The organism is Flavobacterium sp. YJ01, assembly GCF_029320955.1.
GTDB lineage: Bacteria > Bacteroidota > Bacteroidia > Flavobacteriales > Flavobacteriaceae > Flavobacterium.
In genome coordinates, this window is the sequence record NZ_CP119757.1 from 1,953,649 (window position 1) to 1,971,296 (window position 17,648).

Annotated in this window: 14 protein-coding genes; 4 read left to right on the top strand and 10 right to left on the bottom strand. The window is 32.8% G+C overall.

What is annotated here, in order from left to right:
• Positions 1–111 precede the first annotated feature (111 nt).
• Together P0R33_RS08555 and P0R33_RS08560 are read left to right on the top strand one after the other, a co-directional pair.
• A complete protein-coding gene (locus P0R33_RS08555; RefSeq protein WP_276175042.1) occupies positions 112–600 on the top strand; it encodes a DUF1761 domain-containing protein in 489 nt (162 codons plus the stop codon).
• A 115-nt stretch (positions 601–715) separates the two neighbouring features.
• Positions 716–1,861: a GNAT family N-acetyltransferase gene (locus P0R33_RS08560; RefSeq protein WP_276175043.1), complete on the top strand. Its 1,146-nt coding sequence runs from the start codon at positions 716–718 to the stop codon at positions 1,859–1,861.
• Positions 1,862–1,866: 5 nt separating this feature from the next.
• Here P0R33_RS08560 and P0R33_RS08565 read toward each other — a convergent pair whose 3' ends face one another.
• Positions 1,867–2,736: a diacylglycerol kinase family protein gene (locus P0R33_RS08565; protein WP_276175044.1), complete on the bottom strand. Its 870-nt coding sequence runs from the start codon at positions 2,734–2,736 to the stop codon at positions 1,867–1,869.
• A 60-nt stretch (positions 2,737–2,796) separates the two neighbouring features.
• Here P0R33_RS08565 and P0R33_RS08570 point away from each other — a divergent pair, with 60 nt between their 5' ends.
• Positions 2,797–3,759, top strand: coding sequence for an App1 family protein (locus P0R33_RS08570; protein WP_276175045.1), 963 nt, complete (start codon positions 2,797–2,799; stop codon positions 3,757–3,759).
• Between the two features lie 262 nt (positions 3,760–4,021).
• On the opposite strand, the gene abc-f is transcribed toward P0R33_RS08570, so the two are convergent.
• Complete coding sequence (abc-f, locus tag P0R33_RS08575) at positions 4,022–5,935, bottom strand: ribosomal protection-like ABC-F family protein (RefSeq protein ID WP_276175046.1); 1,914 nt, start codon at positions 5,933–5,935, stop codon at positions 4,022–4,024.
• Positions 5,936–5,999: 64 nt separating this feature from the next.
• Here abc-f and P0R33_RS08580 point away from each other — a divergent pair, with 64 nt between their 5' ends.
• The gene (locus tag P0R33_RS08580; protein WP_276175047.1) at positions 6,000–6,383 is read left to right on the top strand and encodes a DUF983 domain-containing protein; all 384 of its coding nucleotides are present in this window, start codon (positions 6,000–6,002) and stop codon (positions 6,381–6,383) included.
• On the opposite strand, the gene P0R33_RS08585 is transcribed toward P0R33_RS08580, so the two are convergent.
• The 8 genes from P0R33_RS08585 to topA all read right to left on the bottom strand — a co-directional run bounded on the left by P0R33_RS08585 (position 6,364) and on the right by topA (position 17,363).
• Complete coding sequence (locus tag P0R33_RS08585) at positions 6,364–7,437, bottom strand: FAD-binding oxidoreductase (protein ID WP_276175048.1); 1,074 nt, start codon at positions 7,435–7,437, stop codon at positions 6,364–6,366. The two genes, P0R33_RS08580 and P0R33_RS08585, sit on opposite strands and share 20 nt — an antisense overlap.
• 76 nt (positions 7,438–7,513) lie before the next feature.
• A complete protein-coding gene (gldN, locus tag P0R33_RS08590; protein WP_276175650.1) occupies positions 7,514–8,503 on the bottom strand; it encodes a gliding motility protein GldN in 990 nt (329 codons plus the stop codon).
• 187 nt (positions 8,504–8,690) lie between these two features.
• Positions 8,691–9,680, bottom strand: coding sequence for a gliding motility protein GldN (gldN, locus tag P0R33_RS08595; protein ID WP_276175049.1), 990 nt, complete (start codon positions 9,678–9,680; stop codon positions 8,691–8,693).
• A gap of 44 nt (positions 9,681–9,724) precedes the next feature.
• A complete protein-coding gene (gene gldM / locus P0R33_RS08600) occupies positions 9,725–11,266 on the bottom strand; it encodes a gliding motility protein GldM (RefSeq protein ID WP_276175050.1) in 1,542 nt (513 codons plus the stop codon).
• Between the two features lie 51 nt (positions 11,267–11,317).
• Positions 11,318–11,965, bottom strand: coding sequence for a gliding motility protein GldL (gldL, locus tag P0R33_RS08605; protein WP_276175051.1), 648 nt, complete (start codon positions 11,963–11,965; stop codon positions 11,318–11,320).
• Positions 11,966–12,020: 55 nt separating this feature from the next.
• Positions 12,021–13,427, bottom strand: coding sequence for a gliding motility lipoprotein GldK (gene gldK, locus P0R33_RS08610; RefSeq protein ID WP_276175052.1), 1,407 nt, complete (start codon positions 13,425–13,427; stop codon positions 12,021–12,023).
• A gap of 262 nt (positions 13,428–13,689) precedes the next feature.
• A complete protein-coding gene (locus P0R33_RS08615) occupies positions 13,690–14,841 on the bottom strand; it encodes a formimidoylglutamase (protein WP_276175053.1) in 1,152 nt (383 codons plus the stop codon).
• Between the two features lie 5 nt (positions 14,842–14,846).
• A complete protein-coding gene (gene topA / locus P0R33_RS08620; protein WP_276175054.1) occupies positions 14,847–17,363 on the bottom strand; it encodes a type I DNA topoisomerase in 2,517 nt (838 codons plus the stop codon).
• Between the last annotated feature and the right edge of the window lie 285 nt (positions 17,364–17,648).

Genomic DNA, 17,648 nt, shown 5'->3' on the forward strand with positions numbered 1-17,648 from the left:
CAATCTGTTAATAAAAAAATATTTAACAGTCTTTAACTTACTTTTATAAACATATTCAACATAATCTATTTTTAACTACATTTGACTAACTAATTCTAAAAACCTCACATTATGGAAATTAACTTTTACGCATTCTTAATTTCGGCTGTCGTAACGCTTGTTATTGGTTTTATCTGGTACAACCCAAAAGTGTTCGGAACAATCTGGATGAGAGAAAACAACTTCACACAAGAAGAATTAAGAAGCGGAAATATGCTCAAAATTTTTGGGTTTACGTACATTTTTGCTTTAATGATTTCAATGACTTTAATGTCTTTGACAATTCATCAATCTGGAGCAGTAGGAATGGTTGGCGGACCGCCATTGATAGCAAGCGCTAAACCTTCTTTTGCTGCTTTTATGGCAGATTATGGCACCGCTTACAGAACATTCAAACATGGAGCTTTACACGGATTTATGTCTGGATTGTTTTTTGCTTTTCCGCTTATCGGAATTAATGGATTATTCGAAAGAAAATCTTGGAAATATATTTTCATTCACGCAGGATATTGGATGGTTTCACTAACATTAATGGGCGGAATTATCTGCGCTTTCGCATAAACTAAATATAGAAACTCGTTTGGTTTAAGAATCGAACGAGTTTTTCTTAATAATAACTTAAAGAAAGTTAGTTATTGCAATTATTATCTAATTTTGACGAAATTAGTCGACTCTCTTGAACACAACTTTTTCTTTCCAAATTTACAAAAGCGCTTCTCTGCTGCCTACAGAATGGAATTCGCTTGCTGAAAATAATATCTTTTTGACAAGAGAATATCTTGAAGTTCTGGAAAACTCTTCTCCAGTAAATATGACTTGCCATTTTATTGGAATTTTTGAAGAAACAAAACTGATCGGAATTGTTCTAACGCAATTTTTATTTGCTGAAAAACTAGAATCTTTTGGAGAGCGCGATAAATGCTTAAAAACGTCTGTTCGTAATTTTGCTCTAAAGAACTTCGCATCGCATGTTTTATTTGTTGGTAATAATATGCTAACTGGACAGAACGCTTTTGTTTTTGATCCAAAAATCAAGCAATCAAAGGCGATTAAAACTCTTCATAAAGCAATTAATCAACTGAAGAAAGATTTAAAAGAAAGCGGAAAAAAAGTTCATATAACGAGTATAAAAGATTTTACTGCAAAAGAAATCGAACCTTTACAAGCTGAATTTAAAAACAATTATACGTTTTCAACTCAGCCAAATATGATTTTTGACATCAATGAAAACTGGAAAACAGAGCAAGATTACATTGATGCTTTGTCTAAAAAATACCGAGATCAATACAAACGTGCACGAAAAAAATCGGAAGGGATTGTAAAACAGCAATTGTCTCTTTCTGATATTAAGCAATACGAAGATATTATTTATGATTTGTACTTTCATGTGGCTAAAAATGCGCCTTTTAATACTTTTTTTCTAGCTAGAAATCACTTTAGTTTTTTCAAAGAAATTATGGGAGAAAGTTTTCTTCTTTACGGTTATTTTTTAGATGAAAAATTAATTGGTTTCAATACTTTGATAAAAAACGGCGACGTAATGGATACTTATTTTTTAGGTTATGACGAAAGTGTTCAGCGCGAAAAAATGCTTTATTTAAATATGCTGTACGATATGATCGCCTATTCTATTAAAAAAGGCTTTCGAGAAATTGTTTTTGCCAGAACAGCGCTAGAAATCAAAAGTTCTGTTGGAGCAAAACCAGTAAAAATGTATGGTTTAATTACGCACAGTAATGCATTAATTAACCATAACATTTCTAGGTTTTTTAATTATTTGGAACCGAAAACAGAATGGCAGGAAAGAAATCCATTTAAATAAAAAATCTAAGGCACAGCGATTTTCATTTGTTTGTGTAAAATATGAATTTCTAAAGATTTCTGTGCTCCGCAATATTCGCCATCGATTTGAAAATTTACAGGATAATCGGTTTTTATTTCTGCTTTATCTGTCGAAATAATGATAATATCGTCTGAATCAATTGGCATATTGCCAGTAATAATTTTTCCGATTAATAATAAATCGAGACTTTTTAAAATCACCAATTCAAACTTTCCATCATTCATAGAACCGTTTGGATTTATGATTACGCCAGTTCCGTATTTTTGCGAATTAGCCACAACGATCATTCTTGCTGTATGTTCTACAACTTTATTATTGGCAGAAATAGTTGCCACAAAAGGCTCTTCTGATTCTTTAAGTGTCGTAAAAGCTTGCAAGGCATATCCCCAAAAGCCTCTAACATCGCTTTCCTCGTAGTTTTTAACCAAGTTGGCATTCAAACCAAGATCGCTTAAATGGATGCTTTTTTTGCCGTTAATACAAATCATATCCATTTCGATGTAATGATTTAAAAAGGCAACTTTTAAATTTTGTTCAATTCCCTCAGGAAGATTTAAGTCTACCGAAAGCCCGTTTGCCGAACCGGCCGGTAAAATCCCGATAATAACATCATGTTCTTCAACAGCTTCAGCAACCATTTTGATAGTTCCGTCTCCACCAGCGACAATAATTCGCTCTGGGAGGAATTTATCATAAAGCGTCTGAATATTTTTAATATCATTTTTTCCAGTCGTTTCATAAACTTCCAGATCAAAATGATTTGTGGTTGCAAATTCTTCGACAGAACCAATTAAATCGGTTTTATCAAGGTCACCCGATATCGGATTGACAACAAATAGGATATTCTTTTTCAAAATTTTATTTTTAAAAATAATTTAAATTGAGTAAATTACAGTATACATAAATGTACGTAAATGAAACCAATTCTACAATTATATCGAGGTTATGCTAATGAACAAGAATTAATTGTAATGGGACACGTTTTAAGAAGAGAAAACAATTATGATTTTCAGAGGAAAAACTTAAAAAATGCCCGCTCAATTCTCAATTTATTCAGAATAAAAACCATTAAAAACTTTGACGTTTATCTTCATTATAATGACCAAACAATTCATACTAAAACTTTAGAAGACGGTTATTTCAATTTTTGTATTCCGTTAGAGAAAGAAACTCATTTTGGATGGATGCCGTACGAAGTAAGTCTAAAATACAACAATGAAACTACAATCTGTAAAGGCAGTTTTATTCGGCCTCACAAAGGAAAACTCGGAATTATATCGGATATTGATGATACTTTTTTGATTTCACACACGAATAACTTTTTCAAAAAAATTTACATTTTATTGTTTAGAAATGTAAACGACCGAAAAGTTTTTAAAGATGTTGTTTCGCATTATCAAGCATTGAGTTCCGCTGGACGTCAGAATACAGAAGAAGTGAATGCTTTTTTCTACATCTCAAGCAGTGAATGGAATTTGTACCGATTTATTGCAAAATTTACTAAAATAAACAAATTGCCAAAGGCTGTTTTTCTACTGAAAGATATTAAAAGAGGAATTACCGATTTTTTTATGAGTGGCAGAGGAAACCATGATCATAAATATGAGAAAATAAAACATGTTGTAGAATTTTATCCTACTTTGAAATACGTTTTAATGGGCGACGATTCGCAACACGATCCAGTTTTGTACGAGCGAATCTGCAAAATATTTCCAGTAACTGTTATAGCGGTTTATATTAGACAAACTGGTAAATCTCAGAAAAAAGAAGTGACTAAAATTTTAAAAAATTTAGAAAGTTTAAATGTTTCTGTTTGTTATTTTAAAGACAGCAGCCAAGCAATTGAACATTCTAGATCTATCGGGATTATTAAGTAGTTTGTTTCAGGTTTCAGGTTTCAGGTTTCAGGTTTCAGGTTTCAGGTTTCAGGTTTCATATTGACAAGTAAATTTTAACGCAAAGCACGCTAAATTTTTTATACCTTGTATTTACAATGTGCAAAGTTCGCAAAGCTTTATCAATAAAAGCTTTGCGAACTTTATGTTTTTAAAAAACCTCGCAAGTCAAAAAAACTTACCGTGCTTTGCGTTAAAATATGATTCAGTTCAAAACTTGAAACTTGAAACCTGAAACAAAAAATTAAGCATTAAAATTATCGATCTCTTCCTGCACGATTTCCCAGTCAGTCAACAATTGGTCTAAATCAGCTTTCTTTTTGTTGTAAGCGGTAAAGAATGAAGCGTCTTCTATGTGTTTATCATAGTTGGTTTCCAGCATTTTATCGTCGTGCTGAATTTGCTTTTCTAATTGTTGAATTTGACTTTCAATTTTACTCAATCTATTTTGAAGCGTTTTCCCTTTTTTCTGATCTTCATAAGAAGTTTTCGTGTTTTCTTTTGTTGCAGTAGCTTTTACAACATCTTTCTTCTCTACTTCGCGCATATTTTCAAGGTTGCGCTGTTCTAAAAAGAAATTAATATCACCCAAATACTCTTTAATTTTTTGATCTTTAAATTCGTAAACGATGTTTGACATTCCTTGAAGAAAATCCCTGTCGTGAGAAACCAATAATAATGTTCCTCCGAATTTTTGAAGTGCAGCCTTTAAAACATTTTTAGATTTAATATCTAAGTGATTCGTAGGCTCATCCATCAGCAATACGTTAATTGGCTGTAACAACAATTTACAAAGTGCCAAACGGTTACGTTCACCTCCAGAAAGCACTTTTACTTTTTTCTCTACATCATCTCCACGGAATAAAAACGAACCTAACATATCACGTACTTTCATACGGTTTGTGTCGGTTGCCGCATCTTCCATTGTTTGAAGCAAAGTAATTTCTCCGTCTAAATATTCTGCTTGATTTTGAGCAAAATATCCTAACTGTACATTATGTCCTAATTTGATATTTCCAGTATACTCAAACTCATTTACTAAAGCTTTAATGAAAGTCGATTTTCCTTGTCCGTTTTGTCCAACAAAAGCAATTTTACTTCCTCTTTCTACTAATAAACTAATATTTTTTAAAATCGTTTTGTCGCCGTACGCTTTGGTAACATTTTCTGCTTCGATTACTACTTTTCCAGGTTCTTTCGAAACAGGAAAAGAGATATTCATAACCGAATTATCATCTTCGTCAACTTCGATTCTTTCAACTTTATCTAATTTTTTAATTAAAGATTGTGCCATGGAAGCCTTTGAAGCTTTGGCACGGAATTTCTCAATTAATTTTTCTGTTTCTTCAATCTTTTTCTGCTGATTTTTTTGAGTTGCTAATTGCTTCTCTCTAATTTCATGACGCAATTCTAAATATTGCGAATACGGTTTATTGAAGTCGTATGCTTTCCCTAATGAGATTTCGATTGTTCTATTAGTAACGTTATCCAAAAACATCTTATCGTGTGATACGATTACCACAACTCCTGGATAATTTCTAAGAAAACTTTCTAACCAAATAATACTTTCAATATCTAAGTGGTTCGTTGGCTCATCCAGAAGCAACACATCATTAGACTGCAATAAAAGTTTTGCAAGTTCTATACGCATTCTCCAACCTCCAGAGAATGTTTCGGTTTGATTATTAAAAACCTCTCTTTTAAAACCTAAACCTAAAAGGATTTTTTCTGTATCTCCTACGTAATTGTAACCACCTAGAAGCTCAAAACGATGTGTATAATCAGATAAATCTTCAATGATTTGTCCGTATTCTTCACTTTCGTAATCGGTTCTAGTAACCAATTGATGATTGATTTCTTCAAGTTTTTTTTCTACAACTTTAATTTCTGTAAAAGCTTCATAAGCTTCTTCTAAAACAGTTCTTCCTTGTTCAAAATCAATATCCTGACGTAAAAAACCCATTTTGATATCTTTCTCTTGAGAAATAACTCCAGAGTCTGGTTTAAAATCTCCAGCCAACATTTTTAGCATTGTAGACTTACCCGCTCCGTTTTTACCAACAAGACCAACTCGGTCTCCAGCTCCTAAACGGAAAGTAACTTCTTCAAATAAATATGTTCCTCCAAAAGAAACCGAAAGATTGTGTATATTAAGCATAATTTGTGACTGTTGTTACAAGAAATAAAGGTGTAAAAATGTACCTTTGATAAAATTTTTGCAAATGTTAAAAAAAGGATCGAAACTAAATAGCATTTTAACAGGAAGTTGTCCAAAATGCCAAAAAGAAAGCATGTATGAAGACAAAAATCCGCTTCATTTGACTAAAGTTCTAAAAATGAATGAAAATTGCAGCCATTGCGGATTCAAATATCAAATTGAACCTTCATTTTTTTACGGTGCAATGTATGTTAGTTACGCATTGAATGTAGCAGTTGGAATTGCAGCATTTATTGTTTCTTTTGTTTTTTTTTGCGCTACAATCGAACAATCGTTTTTAGCTATTATTTTAACGCTTGTGGTTCTGTTTCCTTTTGTCCTTCGCTTATCAAGAAACTTATATATTAATATGTTTGTTTCTTATGATCCTAATGCCGGTCGGGAATAAGAGATTTCAAATATCTTTTATGGAAACGTTTAATATCTGCTTCACGGTCTATAGGCGTTCCGTTTTCAATACTTTCATATAGCATTTTTGCCAATGCAGGACCTAGCATCACTCCTCGCGTTCCTAATCCGTTTAGAACGTGAATTGAGCTATAAGCTTCATGCGTACCAATTAAAGGTCTTCTGTCTGCAACTGTTGGCCTTACGCCAGCAAAATGTTTTACAATTTCAAAATCGCAAGTGATGATTTCCTTAATGCGGTCTACAAGTTCTTTTTTTCCTTCTTCGGTAGGAAGATCTGTTTTATCATGCCAATTATAAGTCGCTCCAACTTTAAACAAACTGCCTCCAACTGGCAGAATAAAAACACTTGTATTAACAATCAGATCTAATTTCAAATCAGGTGCTTTTATTAAAAACAATTCCCCTTTCGTTCCATCCAAAGGAAGATAATTAAAATAAGGATTTTTGTGCAATCCAAAACCTTCCGCAAATATGATATGACGAGCTTTAATATTTTTATATTGAATTCCTGAATCAAGAATCTCTAAGAAAGAACTATGGAAAGATTCTTCCAGAAGTAAATTATTCTCCTTTAAATATTCTTTGTAGCTTTCTAATAATTGTCTAGTTTTAACATAACCTGTATGCAGAACTTCTCCATAATCATGGGGAGAATCAATACTTTGATATTTTTTGGTGATTAATTTGGTTGATAAAAAAGGAGCTAAATTTATTTTATCTGAAGCAGCAAACCAATTATTCTGTTCTTCAATTGAAAAAAACTTTCTAAGAATAGGCATTTTATAATTAAACTTTTCCTTTAATTTTTCCTCAACTTGATCATAGAATTCATTCATTAAAACCAAATGCTCTTTAGCATTCCAAACTTCACTAAAACGCTTTAAAATAACTGGATTGTATAATCCCCCAGCAACTCGTGAAGAATTCTGAGATTCATCATCTATAAGTAAAATAGTTTTGTTGTTTTTCAGGGCAACTTCGGCAAAAGAAATTCCTGCCAATCCAGATCCAACGATTAAATAATCAAGCATTTTGAAGTGTATAAATAAAATAGAAAACTCTTACTACAAAGGTAGCAAGAGTTTTGGTTATAATTTAGTTACTGTCTTAGTAATTCCACATATCTTCTTCAAAATTACGAATCTTCTCTTTTACTCTTTCAGATTCCAATAATTGACTTTGAGCATCATCTCGAATATAATCCTTAATCTCTCTATCTCCATAAACATTTTCTTCTTTGTAAATAACACTATTAAATCTTCTGGAGTTCAAAATCTGATCAAATGAAATAGGAAGTGCTGAATTTTGATCATTAAATGCCTTCGCTTCATGCAAAACATCACGTGCATTAGGAAAGAAAACCCAGAAAAGCTCGATATAATCCTTTTCATCACTATTCATCGTATAAACGTCTGGAGTAACAGGACAAATTCCAAGTAAACGATATTTCAATTCGCTTTCTCGTTTATCAAAATACCAAAATCCTTTAATCTTGTACTGGCTAACATCTGCCGAAGTTAAATCCTGTTTCAAAATATATTCAGCAGGAACTGTTCTTGTAGGTCCGACCGTTTCTTCAACATAAGATACACTCTTATTTTTTCCTTTTCCGGTTACTACTTTTTTCTTAACTACTCGAGATCTATAATCATCCGGATATTGATTGATTAATTCTCTCCCCGCATCAGTTGTGTCCACACGAGACAAAGCTCCTTGAATATCCTTCAAAGATTTTTTTGTATTAAAATAACTATCCGTGTAAACCTCAGTTATCTTACCATCTTTTATTCCTTTTGTCAAAACATCATAAAGTGAACGTCTATCAGGACCAATATTCGCAGTATCTACAGGAAAATATAAAGGAAAATTGATCTTTTCATTTAAGTCAATTATTTCCCAAACAGTTTTTCCCATCAAAATATCTCTATCGTTTACATAACCATAAGCCAATGGTTTATCATTATCAGATACTAACTGTGCCGCCGTTTTTATTCCAATTTGGTCAGCAGTTTTAGCATTAAGTAAATTAGACTGTGCTTTAGAAGTATAGCTCCCAACAACAGAAACAATAGCTATTAAAAAAACTTTTATTTTCATCATGATTTATATTACAAGAAATTAAACGTAACTTTTTAAAATATATTGTGTTCTTTTTCCTACATAAAAAATAATATAGAAAATTATTAAAAACGATGATTAAAATTGGGGCGACTTTTTTAAACAAAAAAAAACTCTTACTACAAAGGTAATAAGAGTTTTTATAATTATTATGCTATGTATCAACTTAGTAGTTCCACATATCTTGTTCGAAATTGCGAATTTTTTCTTTCACTCTTTCAGATTCTAACAACTGGTTTTGTGCATTGTCTTTCATGTAATCGCTAATAGCTCTATCTCCATAAAGGTTTTCCTCTTTGTAAACAACAGCATTAAAACGTCTTGAATTCAAAATCTGATCAAATGAAATTGGAAGAGCTGAATTGTTGTCATTGAAAGCTTTTGCCTCATGCAAAGCTTCTCTAGCATTTGGGAAGAAAACCCAGAACAATTCAATATAATCCTTTTCATCACTATTCATAGTATAAACGTCTGGAGTAACAGGACAAATTCCTAGTAAGCGATATTTCAATTCACTTTGACGTTTGTCAAAATACCAGTATCCTTTTACTTTATACTGAGTAACATCAGCTGCAGTTAAATCTTGTTTCAAGATATATTCAGCAGGAACTGTTCTTGTTGGTCCAACTGTTTCTTCAACATAAGATACACTTTTGTTTTTTCCTTTACCTGAAACCACCTTTTTCTTCACAACACGTGATTTGTAGTCATCTGGATATTGGTTAATCAACTCTCTACCAGCATCTGTTGTATCAATACGAGATAAAGATCCTTCGATGTCTTTCATAGATTTTTTAGTATTGAAATAACTATCTGTATACACTTCAGTTATTTTTCCACCTTTAATAGCTTTAGTTAAAACGTCGTATAAAGAACGTCTATTAGCACCAATATTAGCTGTATCTACCGGAAAGTATAATGGAAAATTGATTTTTTCATTTAAGTCAATTATTTCCCATGTAGTTTTTCCCATCAAAATATCTCTATCATCTACATAACCATAAGCCAACGGCTTATCATTATCAGATATCAATTGAGCAGGAGTTTTAAGTCCAATCTGAGCCGGCGTCTTAGCATTAAGCAAATTAGATTGCGCATTAGAAGCAAAACCTCCAGCGATAGAAACAATAGCTATTAAAAAATTTCTTACTTTCATCGTGGTATCATTATAAGATATTGAATGTAGTTTTCACTACTTTATTATTGTATTTCGTAAATTACCGGAGCAGTTCTTGGTAATAAATAACTACCAGCTCCAACAAGTTTAGTTTTAATTTCAGAAATAGTAACTTGGTCTCCTTTACCTGCTCTTGAAAGTACTTGTTTACATTGTGCATTCATTTTGTTTCCTGTAACAACAACTGTAGGCTGTCCAGCAATCTTCATGTTGAATCCAACAACATCTAAACCAACTTCAAAATCAAAATCAAGTAATTTAGCTCCAATAGTAGCAATCTCTAAGTTAGATTTAGGACCTTTAACAACTCCCATTTCACCTCTGATTGTTCCTGTTGGACCAGGAATACCTTTAATTCTGAATGTTTTCTTGTCTGATACTTTTTCACCGTTTGGCAATGTACCAGTTACAGAAATTGTAGCTTCAGTACCTTGTCCTGGGCTCATGTTATATTTTCCTGGTTTTCCAGCTGAAGATAATCCTGGAGCACTAGCTACCACTTTATTATCAGCAACACCAGCGAATGATACAGAGATTGGGTTAACAACACCTCTATAAACTACATTCATTTTATCAGCAGAAATTGTAGCAGAATTTGGTCTTGGAACTACAACATATTTTCCTGCAAATTTCAAAGGAATATTTTTACCATCCTCTAAGAATGTAAATTGTCCATTGATATTTTGCTCTCCAACTCCACCAGCAGTTAATGAAATAACAGCTTGTCCGTTAACGATTTGCCCTGGACCTTGGAATGAAGTAGGTTTTGTGTTTTCATCATAACGACCTAAAACAACTTTACCTGTAACTTTTTCTCCTTGGAAATATGCGTTTTTATCTAAAACAACAATCGCTTGATAGTTACTGTAAGAAGCAGCAGCAACCGCAGCTTTTCCTAATGCACTGTTATAAACGTCAGCTTCAGTCTTTTTAACATCATTTTGCCAAGTTGATAATTTTGCAGCTGTTGCAATTGCAGGGAATCCTTTAAAGTGATAAGCTAAATACTTTTCTTTAATTCCTTCTTTATTTTTTACATCAGAAACATCAAATTTCTTTTCAACCTCAGCAATAATTGCTGCGTATTTTTTATCTGTTCCTAAAGCAGCTTTAATATCAGCTTTGTATTTTTCGATTTTAGAAATAATTTCGTTACCTTTTTTAGTGTAACCGTCTCCTGTAAACCAGTCGTCGATATTATCTCCTCTATCCATAGACTCATAAGGCATTTTTCCAGTTTCTTTTTCAACTTCAAAACCTTTAACAGCCTGAGCTTTTAGAGTAGCTATATAATCATAAAAATCTTTTGTAATTGTTTCTACTTTGTGAGCAGTAACTGCTGCAATAGCAAATTCTCCTTTTGCTTCAGCAGCCTTTTGATCTAAAGATGTTAATAAACCTGCGTTTGTTTCTGTTGAAGTAGTATTTGCACTTTCAAATTTCTCATTCATCAAACCAAAAGCAGAAATAACTTCTTTTGATACGTTCATTGCTAACATCGCGATGAAAACCAGATACATCAGGTTAATCATCTTCTGTCTAGGGGTTAATTTTCCTCCTGCCATTTTTTTCTAATTAGTTCTTTATTAATAAATTTAATATTAGTTAAAAACTAATTATCCTTTGTTACTCATTGCAGAAAGCATACCACCGTAAACACTGTTTAAAGAAGCAATGTTTGCAGTCATAGACGCCATTTGTTCTTTTAATTTAGAAGCGTTTTCAGCGATTTCTTTGTTAGCTTCAGCGTTTCTAGAAGCGCTTTCTAACTGTACTTTATATAAACTGTTTAATGATTCCATTTGAGCAGCAGCAACAGATAATTCTTCAGAATATTTCTTTTGTCCTGCAATTGAATCTACAGTAGGAGCAATTCCTTTAGCAGCAGATTCGAAGTTTTTAATGCTATTTCCTAAACTTGACATTAATTCACCGTCAATTTTAGCTTCTTTTAATAATGAATCTAATTTTTGAGATAATAATCCTTGAGCTTCTGTTGGGTTTTCAGCTTTAGCTTCTTTTTTTCTAGCTTGTCCGTTAGCTAATTCTGGATAAACTAAAGTCCAATCTAATTCGTCTTCAACTGGTTCGAAAGCAGAAAGAGCAAAAATTAATGCCTCAGTAACCAATCCAATTGAAAGCATAACTGTTCCTGTTAAAGGTCCAAGTTCAAAGTGAGTAATTTTGAATAATGCTCCAATAATTACCACTGCCGCTCCCATACCATAAGCGAAATTCATTGCTTTTTTACTTAATAATGCCATAATACTTTTTTTTAGGTTTTAAATAGATTTGTTGGATATTGATAAAATTATAAAATTACTTTCTTTTGCTTCCGTTTCCGTTACCAGTTACTTGAGTTCCCATGTAATCTTGTACAGTTCTGAAACCGATATAACTTCTAGCTGAATCAGCATACTCGTGGTCACGAGTACTTACTTGTAAGAAATAAGCAACATCTTTCCAAGAACCTCCGCGAACCACTTTTCTTTGGTTTTTACCATCAATTACGTTTGGATTCATTGTAGAAACATATTCGTAAGCGTTTGGATTGTAAGCTGAATCTGTCCATTCTGAAACGTTTCCTGCCATGTTGTATAATCCATAACCGTTTACTTCGTATGATTTTGCTTCAACAGTATACAAAGCTTCATCAGCAGCATAATCTCCTCTACTTGGTTTAAAGTTTGCTAAGAAACAACCTCTATCACTTTTAGTATAAGGACCTCCCCAAGGGTAAGTTGCAGATTCAAGACCACCTCTAGCCGCATATTCCCATTCTGCTTCAGTTGGTAATCTGAAAGCATTTACAAGATCACGACCTTTTTTCTTAGATTTTATGTAGCTATTTTTGTTTAAAGTTCTCCAAGCACAAAAAGCTTTTGCTTGCTTCCAAGTCACACCAACTACAGGATATTCCCCATAAGCTTTGTGCCAGAAATAGTCATTATGCATTGGTTCATTATATGAATAAGCGAAATCTTTAATCCAAACTGCAGTATCAGGATATACATTCACCTGTTCTGTTTTTACGAAGTCACTTCTTTTTCCAACTTTAGCTTTTGCAGCAGCTTGAATATCCATCCAAGAATAACGGAATTTCAATTTATTAACGTCAATTGTTCTTAATCCATTGTATGATTCTTCAATTGGCAAGTACATAGAATCCATTACTTCAGCATAATATTCATCTGGATATGCTTTAGTATCTTTAATTAACTTTACTTTTTTGTTTAATTTTCTTCCAGCATACGGATCATCTTTTGTACCAACACTATAATAGTTATCATACATATATTTATCATAAGCTGTCATTTTTTCTGGATCAGAGTCATTAAAAGCGTAATCAGCAATACTTCCGCCTTTTTTACCTTTATCTCCAGTACTTTTTTGTCCAGTTTCATCTGCTAAGATTGCTAAACGAACTCTCATTGTAGAATCTTTTACCCACTCTACAAATTGACGATACTCACTATTTGTAATCTCAGTTTCATCCATATAAAATGAACGAACAGTTACAGTTTTAGTTGGAGCATCTTCCACATTAGCTAAATCCGCGTCTGATTTACCCATAATAAAAGATCCACCCGGAACCAAAGTCATTCCATAAGGTTTTTCAGGATGCCATTTCCCTCCTGTAACACCAACTAATTCACCTTTGTCACCTGACTTACCACAGCCAATTACCAGTGTTAACATTGCTGCAAATGCAATAAACTTCTTCATATAAATTTGGATTATCTATTCATTATTAAAAGTCCGTAAACGTATTTATTATTTATCTAAAAAACAATACTACTTGCGAAATTTATTTTACCGTTCAAAAATAATGTTAAATAAAATAAAAAAAAAATATTTTATCGATAAACTGTGTCAAAAAATCGATGTAAAACGTTAATTTTTACCATATGTAATCATTTTCTCACTAATTCAATTTAACTATTTTTCTTATTTTTTAAAAAATTAAGATTTACCTTAAGTTTTCAAATTACAAAGCATTTTTACGCTGCGCTTTCCACCATCTTTCTGGCAATTCTTGATTGCAAGCGGCCAAGTATTCATCATAAGAACAGGGTAATAACGTATTTCTTTTTAATTTATTGCTGCCATTTGATTCAAATGGAATTTCTATCCACCAACGATCCGTTTTGTCGCTTTTATAAAATATAAGTTCTTCGTCTTCAAGCGGCACTATGTACTTCAAATAATTGGCACGACTTCCAAAAGGATATTCTTTTGAGCGGTAATGAAATCCTTCGATAAAATACCACACAATCTGCGAAATAATTACAGATTCTGCCATTGTACTATTATGGTTAAAAATACCAAAAGAAGTAACTTTATCACTAATACCAGCGTATCTTGCTAAAGCACAAATTTCTTTACCATTAAATCCATTTGGCTCAAATGTTACTGTATTTCCTGAAGCTGACGATTTTACAGAATTTAAATCTATACTCACCAAATCTGCATCTCTAAAAACAGGCTCTGCCAAAGTGATTTTATTGGAAATTTCACCCAATCGATAAGCATCAAAAAACAACTTTTCAATCAAGTCGATTTCTTCTTGCGAATTATAATAGGTCTGATATCCTATATTACAGTAATTAAAAAGATTATTTGGTTCATCAATAATTATTTTAGTTAGGTAAGAATTAGCTGAAACTGATTCATTTTCCTTTCCGAAATCAAATTTATTATCAACGGCAACTAAATTAACCATTTGCTCTAAGTCATCGTAAGCACGATACAAAGCATAGGTTAAATCCTGAGAACCTCCCAGGACTATAGGAATCACTTTATTCTTGATTAAAGAGGCTGTAACTTTTTTTAATGCGAAGTAAGTATCCTCAACAGAGTCACCAGCAATTATATCTCCTAAGTCGGCAATTGAAGCGTCCCAATTGCCTGGAAACATACTATATAATTTTTTACGAACAGCAGTAAGATTAACTTCATTAACCATATTGATGTTTGTACGATCTTCTAAAACACCAATTATAGCAATATTAATTTGCTCTATATCTGGAAATTGTTCTTGTGTATGAAAAACAATTTTACTTCCAAGCTCTTGCGAAGACAGTCCTCCGACGAATTTTACAATCGCATCATTAACTGGTTCTAGAAAATCAAATTCCATCTATTTTATTTCTTTTTAGCAGCTGTTTTTTTAGCTGGAGCTTTTTTAGCCGTTGTTGTTTTTTTAGCTGCGGTTTTCTTTGCTGGTGTTTTAGCAGCAATCATTTCTTGAACTTGTGGCAATGTTAACTGTGTTGCATCAACATCTTTGCTTAGTTCAATTTTGATTTTTCCTTTTAAAATTACAGAGCGTCCCCAACGCGCTTTTTCTACTACAATTCCTTCTTCTTCCCAATTATGAATAACCTTATCAATGTTTTTCTGAAGTTTCTCTTCAATAAGCTCTTCTACATCTGCTTGTGATAAATTGTCGAAATTATATTTCTTATTAACATTCACAAAAAGACCGTTCCATTTGATGAATGGACCAAAACGCCCCACTCCCTTTTGAACAGCTTCTCCTTTATAAACAGCAATTGGTGCATCAGCAAGAGCTTTTTCGTCAATTAGTTCTTGAGCTCTTTCTTTAGAAACACCTAAAGGATCTTCTCCTCTTGGCAACGAAATAAACACACTTCCGTGACGTACATAAGGACCGTAACGGCCGTTATTTACTTCTACTTCTTCTCCTTTATATTCACCTAAACTTTTCGGAAGCAAGAATAAATTTAAAGCTTCTTCAAGAGTAATGTTTCCAATATTTTGATCTGCCATTAAGCTGGCAAACTTTTTATCTTCATCATCCGCTTCTCCAATTTGAGCCATTGGTCCAAATTTTCCTAAACGAACAGAAACCTGTCTTCCATCTGCATCTTTCCCTAAAATTCTTTCTCCACTTTCACGTTCTGCATTTGCTTCAACTTCCTTTACATTCGGGTGAAATTTATTGTAGAAATCCTGCATCATTTTTGCCCAGTCAATATTTCCTTCAGCAATTTCGTCAAAGTCTTGCTCAACTTTAGCAGTAAAATTATAATCTAAAATGTTTCCAAAATTCTTTACCAAGAAATCAGTAACAATAGTTCCGATATCTGTAGGAACCAATTTTCCTTTATCTGAACCTGTATTTTCTTTTAATAGCTTTTCTCCAACTTTACTATTTTGCAAAGTAAGCTGTGTATAATTACGCTCTACTCCTTCAAGAGTTCCTTTTTCAACATAATTTCTATTGATAATTGTAGAAATTGTTGGCGCATAAGTTGACGGACGTCCGATTCCAAGTTCCTCTAATTTTTTAACTAGAGATGCCTCAGTGTAACGTGCCGGCGGTCTTGAATATCTTTCTGTAGCTGTAATATAATTATTAGCTAGTTTTTCATTTACTTTTAAAGCTGGAAGCATTCCTTCTTGTTCTTCTTCATCGTCATCGTGACCTTCTAAATAAACTTTTAAGAAACCTTCAAAAAGCAAAACTTCACCAGAAGCAGTAAAAACTTCATCATGATTATCCGCTTCGATTTTTACGTTTGTTCTTTCCAATTGTGCATCACTCATTTGCGAAGCCAAAGTTCTTTTCCAGATCAAATCGTACAAACGAGCTTGGTCACGGTCGATATTTACCGTGTGACGTGACATATCAGTCGGACGAATTGCTTCGTGCGCCTCTTGTGCTCCTTTATTTTTATTAGCAAAAACTCTCGGTTTAGAGAATTCTTTCCCGTAAGACTTGATAATTTCAGCTTCAGCAGCGTCCATTGCTTCTTTAGAAAGATTCACAGAGTCAGTTCTCATATAAGTGATAAGTCCTGCCTCGTACAAACGTTGCGCTAATTGCATGGTAATTCCAACCGGTAAATACAATTTTCTTGCAGCTTCTTGTTGCAATGTAGAAGTTGTAAAAGGTGATGTTGGAGATTTTTTGGTAGGTTTAGTTTCTAAATCTGCTACCTTGTATTTAGAACCGATATTTTTATTCAAGAAATCTTCGGCTTCTTTTTTAGTATTGAAGTTTTTAGGCAGTTTTGCTTTGAATGCTTTTCCCGCTTCATTTACAAATTCTGCAACAATTGAATAAGTTGCAACTGCATTAAAATTCTGAATTTCGCGTTCTCTTTCTACAATCAAACGTACAGAAACAGATTGTACACGACCTGCCGAAAGTCCGCCTTTGATTTTTCTCCATAAAACTGGAGACAATTCATAACCTACTAAACGGTCTAGAACACGTCTAGCTTGTTGCGCATTTACTAAATTATAATCAATTTCTCTCGGATTATCAATCGCTTTAAGAATCGCAGATTTTGTAATCTCATGAAAGACAATTCTTTTCGTTTTTTTTGTGTCCAGTTTCAATTCTTCCGCCAAGTGCCATGAAATAGCCTCTCCCTCGCGGTCCTCATCGGATGCTAACCAAACCGTTTCGGCATTCTTAGAAAGTGATTTTAGTTTCGTTACCAAGGCTTTTTTATCCGGAGAAACTTCATATTTAGGTTTAAAACCATTTTCTACATCTACTCCTATTTCCTTTGATGGTAAGTCTGCTATGTGACCATAACTTGACTCCACCTGAAAATCACTCCCAAGAAATTTCTCGATCGTTTTCGCCTTTGCAGGTGACTCCACTATTACTAAATTCTTTGCCATTGCTCTATTTTTCTGCAACAAAAGTATTTATTTTTTTTAAATATTAACCTTACGAATGCATTTTTGAAGTATTTTGATATTATGAAACTTAAAATTGCAGATTTATCTGTATTATTCTCTATAATATATATAGGTATAACTTTTAAATGATTTATCACGGAGAAATCACTTTATTTTAAGTTTTAATATTAAAACTTCGGTCTCTATTTTAGATTAACTACTTACGAAGAAAAAAAGTTTTAGGTTTTCATAAGGCATAAATCTAAAATTATAATTTTTAAAACA

Bases quoted from the DNA above. Each gene is read 5' to 3' on its own strand.
- P0R33_RS08555 (WP_276175042.1), top strand. From the start codon at position 112: ATGGAAATTAACTTTTACGCATTCTTAATTTCGGCTGTCGTAACGCTT.
- P0R33_RS08570 (WP_276175045.1), top strand. From the start codon at position 2,797: ATGAAACCAATTCTACAATTATATCGAGGTTATGCTAATGAACAAGAA.
- abc-f (WP_276175046.1), bottom strand. From the start codon at position 5,935: ATGCTTAATATACACAATCTTTCGGTTTCTTTTGGAGGAACATATTTA.
- P0R33_RS08580 (WP_276175047.1), top strand. From the start codon at position 6,000: ATGTTAAAAAAAGGATCGAAACTAAATAGCATTTTAACAGGAAGTTGT.
- P0R33_RS08585 (WP_276175048.1), bottom strand. From the start codon at position 7,437: ATGCTTGATTATTTAATCGTTGGATCTGGATTGGCAGGAATTTCTTTT.
- gldN (WP_276175650.1), bottom strand. From the start codon at position 8,503: ATGAAAATAAAAGTTTTTTTAATAGCTATTGTTTCTGTTGTTGGGAGC.
- gldN (WP_276175049.1), bottom strand. From the start codon at position 9,680: ATGAAAGTAAGAAATTTTTTAATAGCTATTGTTTCTATCGCTGGAGGT.
- gldM (WP_276175050.1), bottom strand. From the start codon at position 11,266: ATGGCAGGAGGAAAATTAACCCCTAGACAGAAGATGATTAACCTGATG.
- gldL (WP_276175051.1), bottom strand. From the start codon at position 11,965: ATGGCATTATTAAGTAAAAAAGCAATGAATTTCGCTTATGGTATGGGA.
- gldK (WP_276175052.1), bottom strand. From the start codon at position 13,427: ATGAAGAAGTTTATTGCATTTGCAGCAATGTTAACACTGGTAATTGGC.
- P0R33_RS08615 (WP_276175053.1), bottom strand. From the start codon at position 14,841: ATGGAATTTGATTTTCTAGAACCAGTTAATGATGCGATTGTAAAATTC.
- topA (WP_276175054.1), bottom strand. From the start codon at position 17,363: ATGGCAAAGAATTTAGTAATAGTGGAGTCACCTGCAAAGGCGAAAACG.